Source organism: Collinsella sp. TM09-10AT (genome assembly GCF_003436275.1).
Taxonomy (GTDB): Bacteria; Actinomycetota; Coriobacteriia; order Coriobacteriales; family Coriobacteriaceae; genus Collinsella.
This window is the reverse complement of sequence record NZ_QSOP01000012.1, coordinates 44204-59814: the sequence shown is the minus strand read 5'-3', so window position 1 is coordinate 59814 and position 15611 is coordinate 44204. Positions and strand designations below refer to the sequence as shown.

Sequence of the window (15611 nt, the reverse complement as noted above, 5' to 3'; positions counted from 1 at the left end):
AGTTTTGAAATGGCATTAAATCGGTAGCAGCCATTTTACTTTGCCGGGGCGGTCGGCCGTTGGGTAATTACCCTCGCAGGTAGGCGATGGCGATTTGGGTGCGGTTGCGCAGGCCCATTTTTGCCAGAATCGAGCTGATGTGGTTGCGCACCGTGCCTTCGCCCATGTAGGCCGTGGCGGCGATTTCCTTGTTATCGAGGCCGCGGGCGATGAGCTCTGCGACTTCGAACTCGCGGTCGGTCAGGCTGGCAAAGGCGGCGGGCCGGCGGGGCATGCCCGCCTCAACGCCCGTTCCGTCAAAGTCGATATCCTCGATCGCCTTACCCTCGAGCACGCGTTTGCCGTCCATGACCTGCGCCAGCGCCGGTGGAATGGCGGCGACATCGGTCTTGATCAGATAGCCGCGGGCGCCCAGCTTGAGCGCCGACACAATGTACTCGTCATCCGAGAATGTCGTCAGAAACACCACGCGCGCCGCAGGGTCGCGCTCAAGGATCTCGCGCGCCGCCGAAAGGCCGTCGCGCCCCGGCATCTGAATGTCGAGCAGCGCGATATCGGGCGCGTGCTCGGCGTAAAGTGCCACCGCGCCGTTGCCGTCGGCTCCGGTGCCCACCACTTCGATCTGCGGCTGGGCGCCCAGGATAATCTTGAGCGAATCGACTACCAAGCGGTCGTCGTCGACAACTATGAGCCTCATCGGGCGTCATCTCCTTGCTGTTTGGGGACGGTGGCAAACACGCGCCAGCCGGGGGCGCCGGCGCGCAGGCCGGCGGTGAAGGTTCCGCCAAGCGCCTCGACGCGCTCGCGCATGGAGACGAGCCCCATGCCTTCTGCGACGTTGCTGCTGCTCGCCGGGGTCGCGTCTGCGCCATCATCGGTAACGATGAGCTGGTAAAACGACGGATGCTCCATGCACCGCACGGTAATGGTTTTGGCATGGGCGTGGCGCATGGCGTTGGAAAGCGCCTCGCGCAGCACCGCCGCAAAGCAGTTGGCGACGTTGGCGGGCGCATGCTCGGCCAAAACCTCAAGCTCAATCTGCGGACCGCTGTCCGAGCGCGCGCCTTCAACGATGCGTTCGAGCTGCACGGAGAGGTTGGTCGCATTGTCGTTGAGCGCGTGGACGCTGGCGCGCACGAGCTGGAGCGCCTCGTCAACGGTGTATTTGACGTCGGCGAAATCGGCGGCAACGCCGGGCTCGTTGGCATGGACCACGCGCAGGGCTTCGGTTTGAAGCGAAGCGCGCGTGAGCTGGTGGCCCACGTTATCGTGGATTTCGCGCGCGATGCGGGCGCGTTCGGCGAGCGTCGCGAGCTCGACTTCGTAGTCCTGGCGGTCGGCGAGGTCGCGGTTGCGTGCCTCGAGTGCCAGGGCGCGTTCTTGCAGCTTGTCGCGGGTGCGACGCATGCGTTCCTGTTCGCGCTCCAGCTGCGCGGTGCGCAGCGACAGCAACGTGGCGGCGACCGAAAGGATGGCGGTCAGCAGGAGCGTTCGGGCGGTGAGCGCGTCGGTGCGAAGGTCCGCGACGAGCGCAAAGGCAAAGATGGAGCCAGTGCCCAGCGCGACCCAGGCGTGCTCACGGCGCACGCGCCGCGCGATGTCATAGAGGGCGAGAGGCGCAAACGGCACAAACGGCGGCACGAAAACGGCCGCGATGATGTAGACGTAGCTCGCGGTCTCGCTTGCACGGCGCGTGCGTTCCTTCTGCGCGAGCTCGGCCAGCGAGGTGGTAATAATGCCAAGGCAAAACGCCGCGACCAGGCGAGCGTCCACAGCAAGGCCCACGGCGGCTGCGATGCAGCACGCCAGCACGATCGATTTGTCGAAAAGCCTGTTCATACGGGTATTGTACGCGAAGCCGCGCGTGGTGGAGGGGCCGCCTGCGCAACCGTGACATTCCTCCCGCGCGGCAAAGCGGGGGCGTCGGCAGGCCGCACGACCAAGACCTCCGCACTCGTGACAAAGCTCACTGGTGCGCGCCGCCCGCTCCTGCGATGATGCAATCGTACTGGACCGCAATCAACAGAAGGGCTTCCTCATGACAGACATCGTCCATGTCGAAAACCTCGTCAAGCGCTATGACGATCTTATTGCGCTCGACCACTTTAACCTGAACATCGCCCCCGGCGAGATCTTTGGCCTGCTGGGCCCCAACGGCTCGGGCAAAACCACGTCCATCAACTGTATTCTGCAGCTGCTTGCCTACGACAAAGGCACCATCGAGCTGTTCGGCGAGCCCATGACGCCCGCCCGCTACGACCTCAAGCGCCGCATCGGCGTGGTGCCACAGCAGGTGGCGGTGTTCGACGAGCTCACGGTGCGCGAGAACATCGACTATTTCTGCAGTCTTTACGTCAACGACCGCAAGCGCCGCCGTGCGCTCGTGGACGAGGCGATCGACTTTGTCGGTCTGGGCGACTTTGCCAAGTTCCGCCCCGGTAAGCTCTCGGGCGGCCTGGCGCGCCGGCTCAACATTGCCTGCGGCATCGCGCACAAGCCCGAGCTCATCTTCTTCGACGAGCCCACGGTGGCGGTCGACCCGCAGAGCCGCAACGCCATCCTGGAGGGCATCTGCCGTCTGCGCGACGAGGGCGCCACGGTGGTGTATACCAGCCATTACATGGAGGAAGTCGAGCAGATCTGCAGCCGCATTATGATCATGGACGGCGGCCGCGTGCTGGCGCAGGGCACTAACGACGAGCTCAAGCGCATGATTCAGATGGGCGAGAAGATTGTAATCGAGGTCGGCGAGGTTCCGAGTGCGGCGCTCGGTGCCGTCGCAAGCCTGCCGCACGTTCTGGACCTTTCGGCAACGGCGGGACAGCTCACGTTTTCGTGCGAAGCGAGCCCGCACAACCTGACGGACATTCTCGATGCGCTGCGCTCGCATGACGTGCCGCTCGGCCGCATCTATTCCGAACCGCCGACCCTCAACGACGTGTTCCTCGAGATCACCGGCCGCGAGCTGCGCGACTAGGGGGCGGCCATGTTCAACACCATCATCACCACGGTCAAGACGCTGCTGCGCCGGCCGAGCACGTGGGTCTGGGGCGCTCTCTTTCCTATCGCGCTTTCCACGATGTTCATGTTTATGTTTGCGAACCTCAGCTCCGACGGCACGGTCGACCCGGTGCCGGTTGCCGTCGTGGCGGACGAGGCCTGGGATGCCTCGACCTTTAAGGATGTGGCAGCTTCGCTTGCCAAGGCAGGCGACGACCAGCTGCTCGATGTGAGCGAGTACGAAGACTTGGCTGCCGCGCGCAAAGCGCTCAAGGCCGGCGAGGTCGCGGGCATCTATACGGTTGATGCCGCGGGCACGCCCAGGCTCACGCTGCTATCGAGTTACGACAGCTCGCGCGCCTCGTCGGTGCTTACCGACCGCAGCATCCTTGAAACGGCGGCAAGCTCGTATACGCAAAATGCCGAGCTCATGTCCCAGATTGCCCAGGACAACCCGGCGGCGCTTGCCGACCCGGAGGCGGTTGCGCGCGCCCTGTCGCTCGAGGGCGGAACCCGCCGCGTGAGCCTGACTCGTGCCACGCCCGATGGCACGGTCATCTACTATTACGCGCTTTTTGGCCTGGTCGCGATGATGTCTGCCGAGTTTGCCGCCTTGAGCGTCGTCGATTTGCAGCCCAATCTGTCCGGCCTCGGCGCGCGCCGCTGCGTGGGCGGTCTTTCCAAGACGGCGTCGCTGGCCGGCATTTTTGTCGGCTCGTGGCTGGTTTCCTTTGCATCGATGGCGGTTGCGATCGGCTACGTGCGCCTGGTCGTGGGCGTCGACTTTGGCGGGCGCGAGGGGTTGTGCCTGCTGGGCGGGGCTGCATCCGCGCTTGCCGCCACGGGCCTGGGGCTTTTTGTGGGCACGCTTCCCGTTAAGGGCGGCAAGGCATCCAAGTCGGGCATCCTCACGGGCTTTGCCACCACGTGCGCCCTGTTCGCCGGCCTCTACGGCGAGCCGGCGATGGCGCTTGCCGACGACGTCGCCCGCGCTTGTCCGGTCGAGTGCTGGCTCAACCCCGTCAAGCTCATCTGCGACATGTTCAATCGCCTGTATTTCTTTGAGGACCTGGGGCCCTTCGCTCATATGACCCAATCCGCTGTCAAGAGCCACAATGGCCCCGCCGACCGCTTGCAATCGGTCGGCGGGGCCTGCCGTTAACCCGTCCCGGTCCGCCCCCGGCATGTCATCGACGCCTTCGGCTCAGTCTCATATCCGCGGATACCGTTCTGTCGGCCCGCACTCCATTCCTTCGGCGGGGTTCCCCAAGTCTGTCGAGGCGCATGCGGAGGGCTCCGCGCGCACAGCGAAATAGGGGGTATCCCCGAAGGCCGCCCGGCTCGCCGGGGCGGGGGCTATGTCTATTCCGCGCCCTCCCGGCACATCATGCCGAGGGCCCAGAGCCACCTCACGAGCTCGGCCGCGGTGGCCGCGTTAGCCTTCGCCGCGGGCATGCCGCGGGCGAGCATCTCCTCGCGCCGCCGCAGGAGCCGCTCGGATCCCTTCCTCCCGTGCATCCTTATCTCGAGGGGCACGCCCGTGTCCCTTGGCATGAGCTTCGGCTGGTGCCGTGCCGCGGCGTAGCACCATGAACCCTCAACGGCCAGCTTCCTCACGAGCGCGTTGCCCGCACCGCTGATGCCTCCGAGCCGCACGGAGTCGCCGCTCGACCTCTGACTCGGCGCGAGGCCGAAATAGGCCGTGACCTGCCTTCCGGAACGGAACCTCGTGAAGTCGCCGACCTCGGCCGAGAAGGCTGCGGCCAGCGCGAAGGCGCAGCCCTTGATCGACTGGAGGGCGGCCACCTCCGCGGCGATCGGGCTGGCATCCACGGCTGCCCTGTACTCGGAGAGCAGATCCGCCCGGGCCTCCGCCGCGGCCTCGACCTCGCTCCTCAGAGCGGCGAGCGTCCGAACCCCGCCATCGTCCTCCGGCCTGACCTTGTCGAGCCACCTCAGGAAGTCGTAGGTCCAGTACTTCCTCGGGTTGCCGGCGGGCGTGGTGCCGCCGTAGGCGAACCCTCGCTTTGCGAGGAAGGCGAGCAGCCGCTGCTTGGCGGTCGCCAGGCGCGCGGTCGCCCCGTCGTAGGCGCCGGCGAGGTCCCTGATGCCCTCGACCTCGGGGGAGGGGACCCATACGGGGGAGATGTCGTGGGCGAGTATCGCCTTGGCCATCCTGGCGGCGTCGTTCCTGTCGTTCTTGGAGGCCGAGTCGGCGGCCGACCTGGGGATCTTCGAGACCGCGGCGACGACACACTCGACGCCGAGCCCGGCGAGCTCCCTCTGCGGGGCGAAGCCGGGGTAGCCGCTCTCGTAGGCCGCGAGCGACGGCCCGGGGAACCCACCCATCCACCCGGCGATCTCGCCCCAGGGGTTGCCGGGGAACCTCCTCGTCACGGCCTCGCCGGTGTCCGCGTCGAGGGCGCAGACGGTGGTCGACCTCAGGTGGACGTCCATCCCGAACGCGGTAGAATACTTTGGCATGGGAGCCTCCCAACCTCGTTGCGGCGCGGCTGCGCCTATGGCACTTCAACATCATTGTCGCAGCCCCGACCCGCGGTCACGAGCGGGGGCTCCTATCTTTTTAGTGCCCTCGGATTGGGTCATAGTGTCTGTTCGCGCCGGCGCGCTCGTCCTGATGGCCCTGGTGTTTGTCGCCGCCGCTACGCTGATCTTTGGAAGGAGCCGCTATGAGCACCTTTAAGACCGCGCTTCGCATGGCGCTGGCGCACCCGTTCTACCTGCTCATCTATACGGTGTTCATCTCGCTCATGGGCGTATTCATCGCGGCTTCGGTGAGCTGGAACTCGTCGCAGCTTACCGAGTACAAGCCCTACGACACCAACGTGATCGTGGTCGACCGCGACGATAGCGACCTTTCGCGGGCGCTTACCAAGCACCTGGGCTCACGCTTTGACCTGGTCACGGGCGTCGGCGACGACACATACGACCTTGCTGACGCGCTCTCCAAGAGCAACAGCGCCAAAGGCAGCGCCGACTGCGTGTTCTTTATCCCGGAGGGGTTTGAGGACGATCTTGTTGCAGCCGCCCGCGCGGGGGAGTCCCTGCCCAAGCTCGATGTGACCTACGGTGCCGGCACCATGGCGGCGGCGCTTTCGTCTGCCGAGGCCTCGCGGTGGATCTCGCTCGCGGGCGCTGCGGCCGCACTAGAGCCCGCTGCCTCCAACGGCGACGTCGCAAGGGCCGCCGAGCACGCGGCCGCAAAGCGCGCGGAGGTCCAGATCGAGCAGGTCAAGGTCGACTCGACTGCTGCTACCACGCTCGAGTCGTACTTCAACTTTGGCGCGTACGCGATCATCTCGTCGGTCATCGTGTCGGTGGGACTGGTGTTCTCGGGCATGAACGAGCCCGAGCGCGTGCGCCGCATGGATGCCAGCCCGGTCTCTGAGCGCCAGCGTTCGCTCGCTGTGTTCGCGGCCGCCGCCGTGCTCACCGTCTGCATCTGGCTCGTGTCGAGCATGATGGGCGTCGTGGGCTTTGCCAGCGCGGTTGCCGAGGTCGGCGTGGGTCGCGTGTGCCTGGCGCTGGCGGCAACGTTTGCCCTGGCGTGCACGCCGCTGGCCGTTGGCTTTACGCTGTCGAGCCTGGGCGCTCGCGAGGAGCTGCTCAACGGCGTGGGCAACCTGCTCGGCATGCTCATGACGTTTTTGGGCGGCGCCTGGATGCCATTGTCGCTGATGGGTCCGGCCGTGCAGACGGCGGCGCACTTTGTGCCGACGTATTGGGTGAACGACGCGATCGGCAAGGCGCTTGCCTCGGACCTGACGTCTGCCGTGCTGGGCGACATCGCCTGCGACCTAGGCGTCACGGTGCTCTTCGCCGCCGCCATCGCCGCCGTAGGCCTAGCCCTCGCGCACGCCAAATCCCACGCCTAACCACCTAGTCATTGGGGACAGTCTTTGCCGATTCGCCGGCAGGGCTGGCAGGGACTGTCCCAATATGTCGGCACTTGGGGACCACTCATTGGGGACAGACTTAAATTGAACTGCATCCCATTTCTTGGACTTTGAAATTAAGGTTCGAGAAAAGGGAGGCATCGGAAATGCCCCGCAGGAAGAAGGCAAGATACGGTCGCGAGATGAGGGCACGCGCCGCCGACCTGTTCGAGGCCGGCCTCGGCTTCGAACTCGCGGCCAAGAAGCTCGACGTTCCCGCCCCGGCGGTGAGAAAATGGCTCTACGCGTACCGGGCAACCGGGAGGAAGGGGCTGATCGGGATGGGCGAGAGCCGCAGGACCTACGACATGGAGACCAAGCTCGCCGTCGCGAGGGCCGTCGTGGACGAGGGGATGCCGCGGTCGGAGGCGATGGCCCGCTTCGGCATCGCCGCCGCCACATCGCTCGACCGCTGGTGCAGGCTGTACCGCGAGGGCGGGCCGGAGGCGCTCGAGCCGGGACGCCGCGGCAGGCCGGAGGGCCCCGGGGGGGGCGGACGCGCGAGCGGGAGCTCGAGGAGCGCGTGCGCAAACTCGAGGCCCAGGTGGCGTATCTAAAAAAATCGATAGCCCTGAAAGCGGAGAAGAGCTCTCGAACTGGGAGAAGGCCCAGGTCGTAGCCTCCCTTTCAGGGCACCACCGCCTATGCGACCTGCTCGCGGCCGCGCGGCTCGCGCCGTCGAGCTACCACTATGCCGTGGCGCACCCGCCGAGAGCGACCCGGCCAGAGCTCCGGGAGGCCGTGCGCGAGATCTTCTCGAGGACGGCGAACGGGTGCGGCCACCGCCAGATAGCGATGTGCCTGAGGGCCGAGCTGGGCGCGAGGATAGCGGACAAGACGGTCCTCAAGATGATGCGGGAGCTCGGCATCCGCTGCGGCATCCGCCGGGAGACCGGCTACCATCGCTACAACTCCTACCGCGGCCCGGTCGGCGAGAGGTTCGACAACCTGATAGCGCGTGACTTTCGCGCGGGCGCCCCGTGGGAGAAGCTCGGGACCGACGTCACGGAATTCAGGCAGCCCTGGGGCAAGGCGTACTTCGCCCCGGTCTACGACTTCTGCACGAAGGAGATCGTCTCCTGGTCGGTGTCGACGAGCCCGGACATGGCCCAGCAGGAGGAGGTGCTCAGGCGCCTGTTCGCGAGGATGCCGGCCGGGGCCTCGCCGATCGTCCACAGCGACATGGGCTGGCAGTACCAGCACCCTAGGTGGACCGGCGAGCTCAGGAGGCACGGCGCCAGGCAGAGCATGTCGAGAAAGGGCAACTGCCTAGACAACGGGGCGACGGAGCAGGTGTTCGGGCATCTCAAGGACGAGTTCTTCAGGGGCGTCGAGTGGGCCGACTTCGAGTCCTTCAAGAGGGACCTCGACGCCTACGTCGTGCATTGGAACACGAGGCGTCGCCAGGTGGCGCTCGGCGGCCTCACCCCGGTGGAGTTTCGGAAACGGCTATTGAAAGCGTCCTAGTGTTCGCTTCTAATAAAAGAAGGCCAAGATTCGGGACGCAGTTCAAATGAGCGATTTCACTCATTTAAGTCTGTCCCCAATGAGTAGTCCCAATGAGTAGGTTGGAAAATAGTTCGCGCACGTCGCTTAAAAATAGTTCACCTGGGTTTACTATTACCTTAGAAAAGTAGCATAAGGCTAACAACGGGGGATAGCATGGCGACAAAGCGTGCCTACGTCCAGGTCAACGGGCTCAAGAAACACTACGGCGACGGCGATGCACGCCTGACGGTGCTCGATGGCATCGATACGTCCATCAATCGCGGCGAGATCTGCGTCATGCTGGGGCCCTCGGGCTCGGGCAAGTCGACCTTTCTCAACCTGATCGGCGGCCTGGAGGATGCCGACGGCGGCTCCATCATGGTGGACGGCTGCGATCTCACGGCGCTCAAGCCCGCCGATCTGGGCGAGTACCGACGCCGCGAGCTGGGCTTTGTCTTCCAGTTCTACAACCTGGTGCCCGACCTTACCATCAAGGAAAACATCGAGGTCACGGCGCACCTGTCCAAAAAACCGCTCAACGTCGACGATCTGCTGCGTTCGCTGGGCCTCTACGAGCACCGCAACAAGTTTCCGCGCCAGGTCTCGGGCGGCCAGCAGCAGCGCTGCGCCATCGGCCGTGCGCTCGTCAAAAATCCGGGCCTGCTGCTGTGCGACGAGCCCACGGGCGCGCTCGACTACAAGACATCCAAGGAAATCCTGCAGCTCATGGAGGACGTCAACCGCACCTACGGCTGCACCATCATCATCGTCACCCACAACGCCGCCATCGCGCGCATGGCCAATCGCGTGCTGCGCCTGCGCGACGGGCGCATCGTCGAGGACGAGCTCAGCGAGTCGCCCGTCGCGGCCGCCGAGCTCGATTGGTAGGCGGCGCCATGACACCTCTCGCAAAACGACTCCCGCGCGAGCTGCGCCGCAATATCGGCAAGTACCTGGGCATCTTTTTGCTTATGTGCGGAAGCATCGCCCTCACGTCGGGCTTTTTGCTCGCGGCGCATTCCATCGGCTGCCTCATTGACGACATGCGCGATGCGTACACGATCGAGGACGGCCGCGTGACTACCTCCTTCGAGGCCACCAAAGATCAGCTCAAGGCTGCCGAAGACGCGGCTGAGGACGTCGGCGGCGTTACGTTCTACAAGAACTTCTCTATCGACGCCATCATCAAAAAGGCGGCTGGCGACGACGGCACCAAGCGCACCCTGCGCACCTACGCGCATCGCACCAAGGTTGACATTGCGTCCTACTGCGAAGGCAGGCAGCCCAAGACGGACGATGAGGTGGCAATCGACCGTGTCTTCGCCACCAACAACGACCTCGCCATCGGCGATAAGGTCGAGCTTGAGGGCCGCACCTACACCATCTGCGGCATCATGACCCAGCCCGATAGCCAGGCGCTGTTCCTCGACAATTCGGACTTTACGGTGAACACCATCACGTACGGCGTGGCCGAGGTCACCGACGCCGGCTTTGCCGCGCTTGAGGACGCCGGCGGCGCGCCTGCCTACACCTACTCCTTTACCTTTACCGATCGCGACCTCCCCACCGCGGATCGCATCGATGCGGAGCAGGATATGGTCGAGGCGCTGACCGATGCCGATGCGCGCGTGGACGATCTGATCGATGCCGATTCCAATCAGGGCATTGGCTATGCGCGCGACGACGTGGACGGCGACTCCATGATGTGGATGACGTTGCTCGACATCATCATCGTGATCATGGCGTTTGTCTTTGTGGTGCTCACCGACGCCACCATCGAGGAGGAGAGCGCCATCATCGGCACGCTGCTCGCCAGTGGCTATCGCCGCCGCGAGATCGTGTTGCACTACCTGGCACTTCCCGTCATCGTGGGCGTGGTCGCGGCGCTTTTGGGCACTGCGCTCGGCGTTGCGTTCTTTACCGAGCCCATGCGCGGTCTCTACTACGGTTCGTACAGCCTGCCACCCTTCCAGGTGTACTGGAGCTGGGAGATCTTCGTGAAGTGCGCTGTGGTCCCCGCCGCCGCGCTCATCCTCATCACGCTGGTGGGTCTGCTCCGCAAAATGGGCAAGACGCCGCTGCAGTTCCTTCGTCACGAGGCGAGTGGCAAGTCGGGTACCAAGCGCGGTCTGCAGCTGCCGGAACGCATGGGCTTTGTCTCGCGCTTTCGCCTGCGCGTCTTCCTGCGCAACCTGGGCAACTTCGCCACGCTCTTCGTGGGCATTGCGTTTGCCTCGCTGCTGCTGCTCTTTGGCCTGGCGATTCTGCCCACGATGACGCACTACGCGGACAACCTGGAGACGAGCCTGGTCGCCGAGCACCAGTACACGCTCAAGGCGCCGCTGGAGCTCGAGGGCACTGCCGAGGAGCGCGAGCAGTGGTCGGCACTCGAGCGCTTGCAGTCGGTTGACGGCGTGCTGCTTTCTGCCGCCCAAGATGCCGATGACGAGCTTGACGACGCGGCCGATGCCGCGCAGACGGCAGCCGATGCCGCGACCGCATCTCCGTCTGCCGAGAGCCTGACTGCAGCGCAGGATGCGCTTGCTAAGGTCAAGGACAAGAAGGATGCGCTCTACGCGCGCCTTGACGATCTTGCCGATGCCCTCGGCTGCAACCGCGATGAGGCCATCGATCTGATCGACAAGGCCTCTAAGATCGACACTGACAACGACGATATCCACCCGGTCAATACGACCGACAACGGCGCGGGCGCAATCGCGCAGGCCGAGAAATATGCCGTTCACCAGCTGCAGTACGACCGTGGCGACGGCAATGGCGAGGAGACGATTTCTGTCTACGGCATCTCGTCCGATTCGCGCTACTGGAAGGGCCTCAACATCGGCGATGGCCGCGTCGTCTTTGGCGGCGGTCTGCTCGATAAGTTTGGCTGGAGCGAGGGCCAGAAGGTCACGCTCAGCGACAAGTACGAGGGTGAGCATTATTCCTTTGAGTACGCGGGCAAGGACTGTGCCTGGGGCTCCAAGTCGGACATGAACATCTATATGAGTATCGACGACTTTAACGAGCTGTTCGACAACGACGCCGCCTACTTTAACGGCTATGTGAGCGACGAGAAGCTCGACCTCGACGCGCGCTACTTTGCCGGCGACACCACGCCCGACGACATGCGCGCCGTGGGTGACCAGTTCATCGGCATGATGAGCAAAATGATCGGCATGATGGTCGGGCTCGCGGTGTTTATCTTCCTGCTGTTTATGTACCTGCTGACCAAAGCGGTGATCGACCACAGCGCCCGTTCGATCAGCTACATGAAAGTCTTTGGCTATCGCGATAGTGAGATCTCGCATCTGTACATCCGCTCGATCACGCTGTGCGTGGCGGCGTCGCTCGTGCTGAGCCTGCCGGTCATTATTGGCTCGCTCACGGCCATCTTCCGCTCGATGCTGCTCGCCTACAACGGCAATATCGAGATCTACGTGCCCGCTTGGTCCATGGCTGCATGCGTCGGCATTGGCTTTGCGACCTACCTGGTCGTGGCGCTGCTGCACACGCGCTCTATCAAGCGCGTCAGCCTAGCCGAGGCCCTCAAGGTGCAAGAGTAGTCATCGGGGACGTTCTTAAATGACTGGTCATCGGGGACAGTCTTTGACGATTCGCCGGCTCGCTGGCCGGGCTGGCAAGGACTGTCCCTAACTGCCGGAAGGGAACGTCCCTAGCTGCCAGGTGGCGAGGCACTCATTTAAGTCTGTCCCCAATGAGTGGTTTCAGTCATTTAAGTCTGTCCCCAATGAGTGCCCAACGACTCGGCGTTGCGCTTGACTTCGACCCTACTTTAACGGGTACCATCCTCTATGTCTGTAATGCCATATAGACCGAGGGGATATATCTATGACCGCAACTGCACCCGCAGCACCCGCTAAGGTGTACTTTACCAACCTGCGCACGCATGCTCGCGAGAGCCAGCTCGACAAACTCAAGCGCCTCATTCGCCGCGCCGGCATTGAGCAGATCGACTTCGAGAACAAGTTTGTCGCCATCAAGATTCACTTTGGTGAGCTGGGCAACCTGGGCTTTTTGCGCCCCAACTACGCCCGAGCCGTCGCGGACGTCGTGAAGGAGCTGGGCGGCAAGCCCTTCCTTACCGACTGCAACACGCTCTATGTGGGTAGCCGCAAAAATGCGCTCGAGCACATCGACACCGCCTACCAGAACGGCTTTACCCCGTATGCCACGGGTTGCCAGATCATCATCGCCGACGGCCTCAAGGGTACCGACGAGGCGCTCGTCCCGGTCGAGGGCGGTGAGTACGTGTGCGAGGCAAAGATCGGTCAGGCACTCATGGATGCCGACATCGTGATCAGCCTCACCCACTTTAAGGGCCATGAGCAGGCCGGCTTTGGCGGTGCCATGAAGAACCTGGGTATGGGCGGCGGTAGCCGTGCCGGCAAGATGGAGCAGCACGCCGCTGGCAAGCCGAGCGTCGATACCACCAACTGCGTTGGCTGCCGTGCCTGCGAGAAGATATGCGCGCACAGCGCCATCACGTTTGACGGTACGCGTGAGCGCGAGCTTGCCAACGGCAGCACTCGCACGGTTCATGTGGCTGCCATCGACCACGATCGCTGCGTGGGCTGCGGACGCTGCATTGCGGCGTGCAACCAGGACTGCATCAAGCCCGACTATGATGCCGCGGCCGACGTACTCAACTACAAGATCGCTGAGTACACCAAGGCCATTGTCGACGGCCGCCCGAGCTTCCACATCTCGCTCGCCATGGACATCAGCCCCAACTGCGACTGCCATCCCGAGAATGACACGCCCATCGTCAACGACATCGGCATGTTCGCGAGCTTCGACCCGGTCGCCATCGACCAGGCCTGCGCCGACGCCGTCCTGGCGTCCGAGCCGCTGCCTAACACCGAGCTTACCGACAGCGCGGCCAAAATGGAGCACAATCACGAGCCTTTGAAGGGCGAGCAGGCTAAGGACCCCTTCTGCATCACGCACCCCGACACCGACTGGCGCTCCTGCATCGCGCATGCCGAGAAGATCGGCCTGGGCACGAGCAAGTATGAGCTCATCGAGGTCAAGTAGCACCTAGCTATTGAACAAAACAAGCGCCTCTGTGGCGTAAGTCGAGCAAAAGCCGCCCGTGAGCACAGCGCCCACGGGCGGTTTTCCGGAAGTATGCGGCAAATTTCGAGGCCGCCGAGCACACGACGTTTTTTGGCAACAAAACCCCTGATAAATTGTTGATAAAACTGCGGTCTGGTCGGCAGTTCCAGATTTTGCCGCATACTTCCGAAAATAGGGGGTCAGATAAAGCCCCGGACGTTGCTTTTTGCCTAAAAATTCTTTCCGAGGAAGTCGTCGACCGTATTCCAGTAGAGCTCGGGGTCAACTTGCGCACTCTTGGCGTGGGTGGCGCCATGGATGGTGAGCTTTTGCTTGACCTTGCTGGCGCACGCGTCGTAGTTTTGGTCGAGCATGCTGTACGGCACAAAGGTGTCCTGGTCGCCGTGGATAAACAACATGGGAACCGTCGCGTGTTTGAGTTGCTCCACACTGCTTGCCTCATGAAAGTCATAGCCTGCGCGAACGTTGCACACCAAGTTCGCCACATCGAGCAAAGGGAAGCTGGGCAGGCCGAACACGTCCTTGAGCTGCAGGGAAAACTCGTCCCAAACGCTTGTGTAACCGCAATCCTCGATGATGCATTTCACATTTGCGGGCAGAGATTCCCCCGCGACATTCATGGCCGTCGCCGCGCCCATCGACTCGCCAAAGACCAGGATGCGCGCTTCGGGATCGGCCTGAACGATTCGCCCGATCCACGCGAGGACATCGAGCCGCTCGGGCCAGCCCATGCCGATGTAGTCACCGCCGGAACGCTCGTGGGCGCGGGCGGCGGGTGCGAGTACGTTCATGCCGCGGTCGTGGAAGCGCTTGACGTATCGGGCCATGCCGATGGGCTCGTCGGTGTATCCGTGCAGGCAGACGGCGTAGTCGTGCGTGCTCTCTGACGCCGCGAAATACCAGGCGGCAAGCTCGGTTCCGTCATCTGCGGTGAGGCTGCTACTCTCGCGGTTTTCTTTAAACCATGCCCGCGCCTCGACTGCCTCGGCATCCATCTGCTCGCCCTTTTTGCCGTCCTTGCCGTCCTGCATCATCTTCATGGTGTAGGGCGCTTGGGGATTCAGGGCAAAGTCGAACAAGAAGTTGCCGGCAAACCCCAGCAGCGCGACAACGAGCACCAGCGCAACAACACCGGCTACCTTAAGCTTTCGATGGGAACGTGCGTTTTGAGACATAAGAAGCTTTCCTATAAGATGTTAATACATCAACATTTAATGCAAGCGCATTATGGACGTTCACCGTTGATGCGTCAACAGGCAAAGAATGGGTAAACAAAGGGTCACGTATGGTGCAAATTTCGCACGCGCCCAGACGCTTTGATATAGTGTTGAGAACTCTTTACGTTGGAGGATGTAACCGGCATGTCCGATTCGAGCGACAGTTCCAAGCCGCGACCCAAGGCCGCGGCCGTTCCGCAGTACACGGTGGGCGAGGAGATCATGAACTCCGTCACCCATGGTGTCGGTTGCCTGCTGGGCATCGCAGGTCTTGTGCTCCTGATCGTATTTGCCGCTCTTCGCGGTGGCGGTCCGGCGCATATGGCCGCGGCAATCGTCTACGGCGCCAGTATTATTCTCGAATACCTTGCCTCCACGCTCTACCATGCGATTCAGCCCGCGGGCGCCAAGCGCGTGTTCCGCATTATCGACCACAGCTGCATCTACCTGCTCATAGCCGGCAGCTATACACCGTTTTGTCTCATCACGCTCGCAAACGACGGCGGCCCTGCGCTGTTCTTTGCCGTGTGGGCCATCGCCATTATCGGCATCGCACTGGAGTGCTTTATGCGCGAGCGTCAGCCGCACTGGGTAAGCGGCCTGGTCTACCTGCTGATGGGCTGGCTCGTTGTCTTTAAGCTGCCTGAGCTTGTGGCGCTGCTGAACCCCGTCGCGCTTGCCCTGCTCGCCGTCGGCGGCGTGTGCTACACCGTGGGCGTGCCGTTCTACATCGCCAAAAACGTGCGCTATCTGCACAGCGTGTTTCACCTGTGGGTGCTCGCCGGCAGCATCTTCCAGTTCATGGCGGTGATCCTCTTCGTAATCTAGCGACCACGCCTGCGCCCGCGTCCCC

The 15611-nt window shown here is 63.2% G+C and carries 13 protein-coding genes; 9 read left to right on the top strand and 4 right to left on the bottom strand.

What is annotated here, in order from left to right:
* Positions 1-67 precede the first annotated feature (67 nt).
* Positions 68-697, bottom strand: coding sequence for a response regulator transcription factor (locus DXD77_RS06390; RefSeq protein WP_117648238.1), 630 nt, complete (start codon positions 695-697; stop codon positions 68-70).
* Positions 694-1839, bottom strand: a complete 1146-nt coding sequence (locus tag DXD77_RS06385; protein WP_117648237.1) for a sensor histidine kinase — start codon at positions 1837-1839, stop codon at positions 694-696. The genes DXD77_RS06390 and DXD77_RS06385 overlap by 4 nt, the downstream gene beginning before the upstream one ends.
* Positions 1840-2038: 199 nt before the next feature.
* Here DXD77_RS06385 and DXD77_RS06380 point away from each other — a divergent pair, with 199 nt between their 5' ends.
* A complete protein-coding gene (locus DXD77_RS06380; RefSeq protein WP_117648249.1) occupies positions 2039-2977 on the top strand; it encodes an ABC transporter ATP-binding protein in 939 nt (312 codons plus the stop codon).
* Positions 2978-2986: 9 nt separating this feature from the next.
* Entirely contained in the window at positions 2987-4162 is a 1176-nt protein-coding gene (locus tag DXD77_RS06375) for an ABC transporter permease (protein WP_117648236.1), read from the top strand.
* 200 nt (positions 4163-4362) lie between these two features.
* Here the strand turns inward: DXD77_RS06375 and DXD77_RS06370 are convergent, their stop codons facing one another.
* Positions 4363-5484 (bottom strand): IS110 family transposase, encoded by a 1122-nt coding sequence (locus DXD77_RS06370; protein WP_117648235.1) that lies wholly within the window; start codon positions 5482-5484, stop codon positions 4363-4365.
* A 206-nt stretch (positions 5485-5690) separates the two neighbouring features.
* Between DXD77_RS06370 and DXD77_RS06365 the strand changes: the two genes are divergently transcribed.
* The 6 genes from DXD77_RS06365 (at position 5691) to DXD77_RS06340 (ending at position 13499) form a co-directional block, all read left to right on the top strand.
* Positions 5691-6896, top strand: a complete 1206-nt coding sequence (locus tag DXD77_RS06365) for an ABC transporter permease (RefSeq protein ID WP_117648234.1) — start codon at positions 5691-5693, stop codon at positions 6894-6896.
* Positions 6897-7063: 167 nt separating this feature from the next.
* Positions 7064-7513, top strand: coding sequence for a helix-turn-helix domain-containing protein (locus tag DXD77_RS06360; protein WP_233506755.1), 450 nt, complete (start codon positions 7064-7066; stop codon positions 7511-7513).
* 4 nt (positions 7514-7517) lie between these two features.
* Positions 7518-8423 (top strand): IS3 family transposase, encoded by a 906-nt coding sequence (locus DXD77_RS06355; protein WP_117648248.1) that lies wholly within the window; start codon positions 7518-7520, stop codon positions 8421-8423.
* 195 nt (positions 8424-8618) lie between these two features.
* Positions 8619-9332 (top strand): ABC transporter ATP-binding protein, encoded by a 714-nt coding sequence (locus DXD77_RS06350; RefSeq protein ID WP_117648233.1) that lies wholly within the window; start codon positions 8619-8621, stop codon positions 9330-9332.
* Positions 9333-9340: 8 nt separating this feature from the next.
* Positions 9341-12007 (top strand): ABC transporter permease, encoded by a 2667-nt coding sequence (locus tag DXD77_RS06345; protein WP_117648232.1) that lies wholly within the window; start codon positions 9341-9343, stop codon positions 12005-12007.
* A gap of 286 nt (positions 12008-12293) precedes the next feature.
* Positions 12294-13499, top strand: a complete 1206-nt coding sequence (locus DXD77_RS06340) for a DUF362 domain-containing protein (RefSeq protein WP_117648231.1) — start codon at positions 12294-12296, stop codon at positions 13497-13499.
* A gap of 251 nt (positions 13500-13750) precedes the next feature.
* Here the strand turns inward: DXD77_RS06340 and DXD77_RS06335 are convergent, their stop codons facing one another.
* Complete coding sequence (locus DXD77_RS06335; protein WP_117648230.1) at positions 13751-14716, bottom strand: alpha/beta hydrolase; 966 nt, start codon at positions 14714-14716, stop codon at positions 13751-13753.
* A 186-nt stretch (positions 14717-14902) separates the two neighbouring features.
* On the opposite strand from DXD77_RS06335, the gene DXD77_RS06330 reads away from it, so the two are divergent.
* Positions 14903-15586, top strand: coding sequence for a hemolysin III family protein (locus DXD77_RS06330; protein ID WP_199409012.1), 684 nt, complete (start codon positions 14903-14905; stop codon positions 15584-15586).
* Positions 15587-15611: the final 25 nt, after the last annotated feature.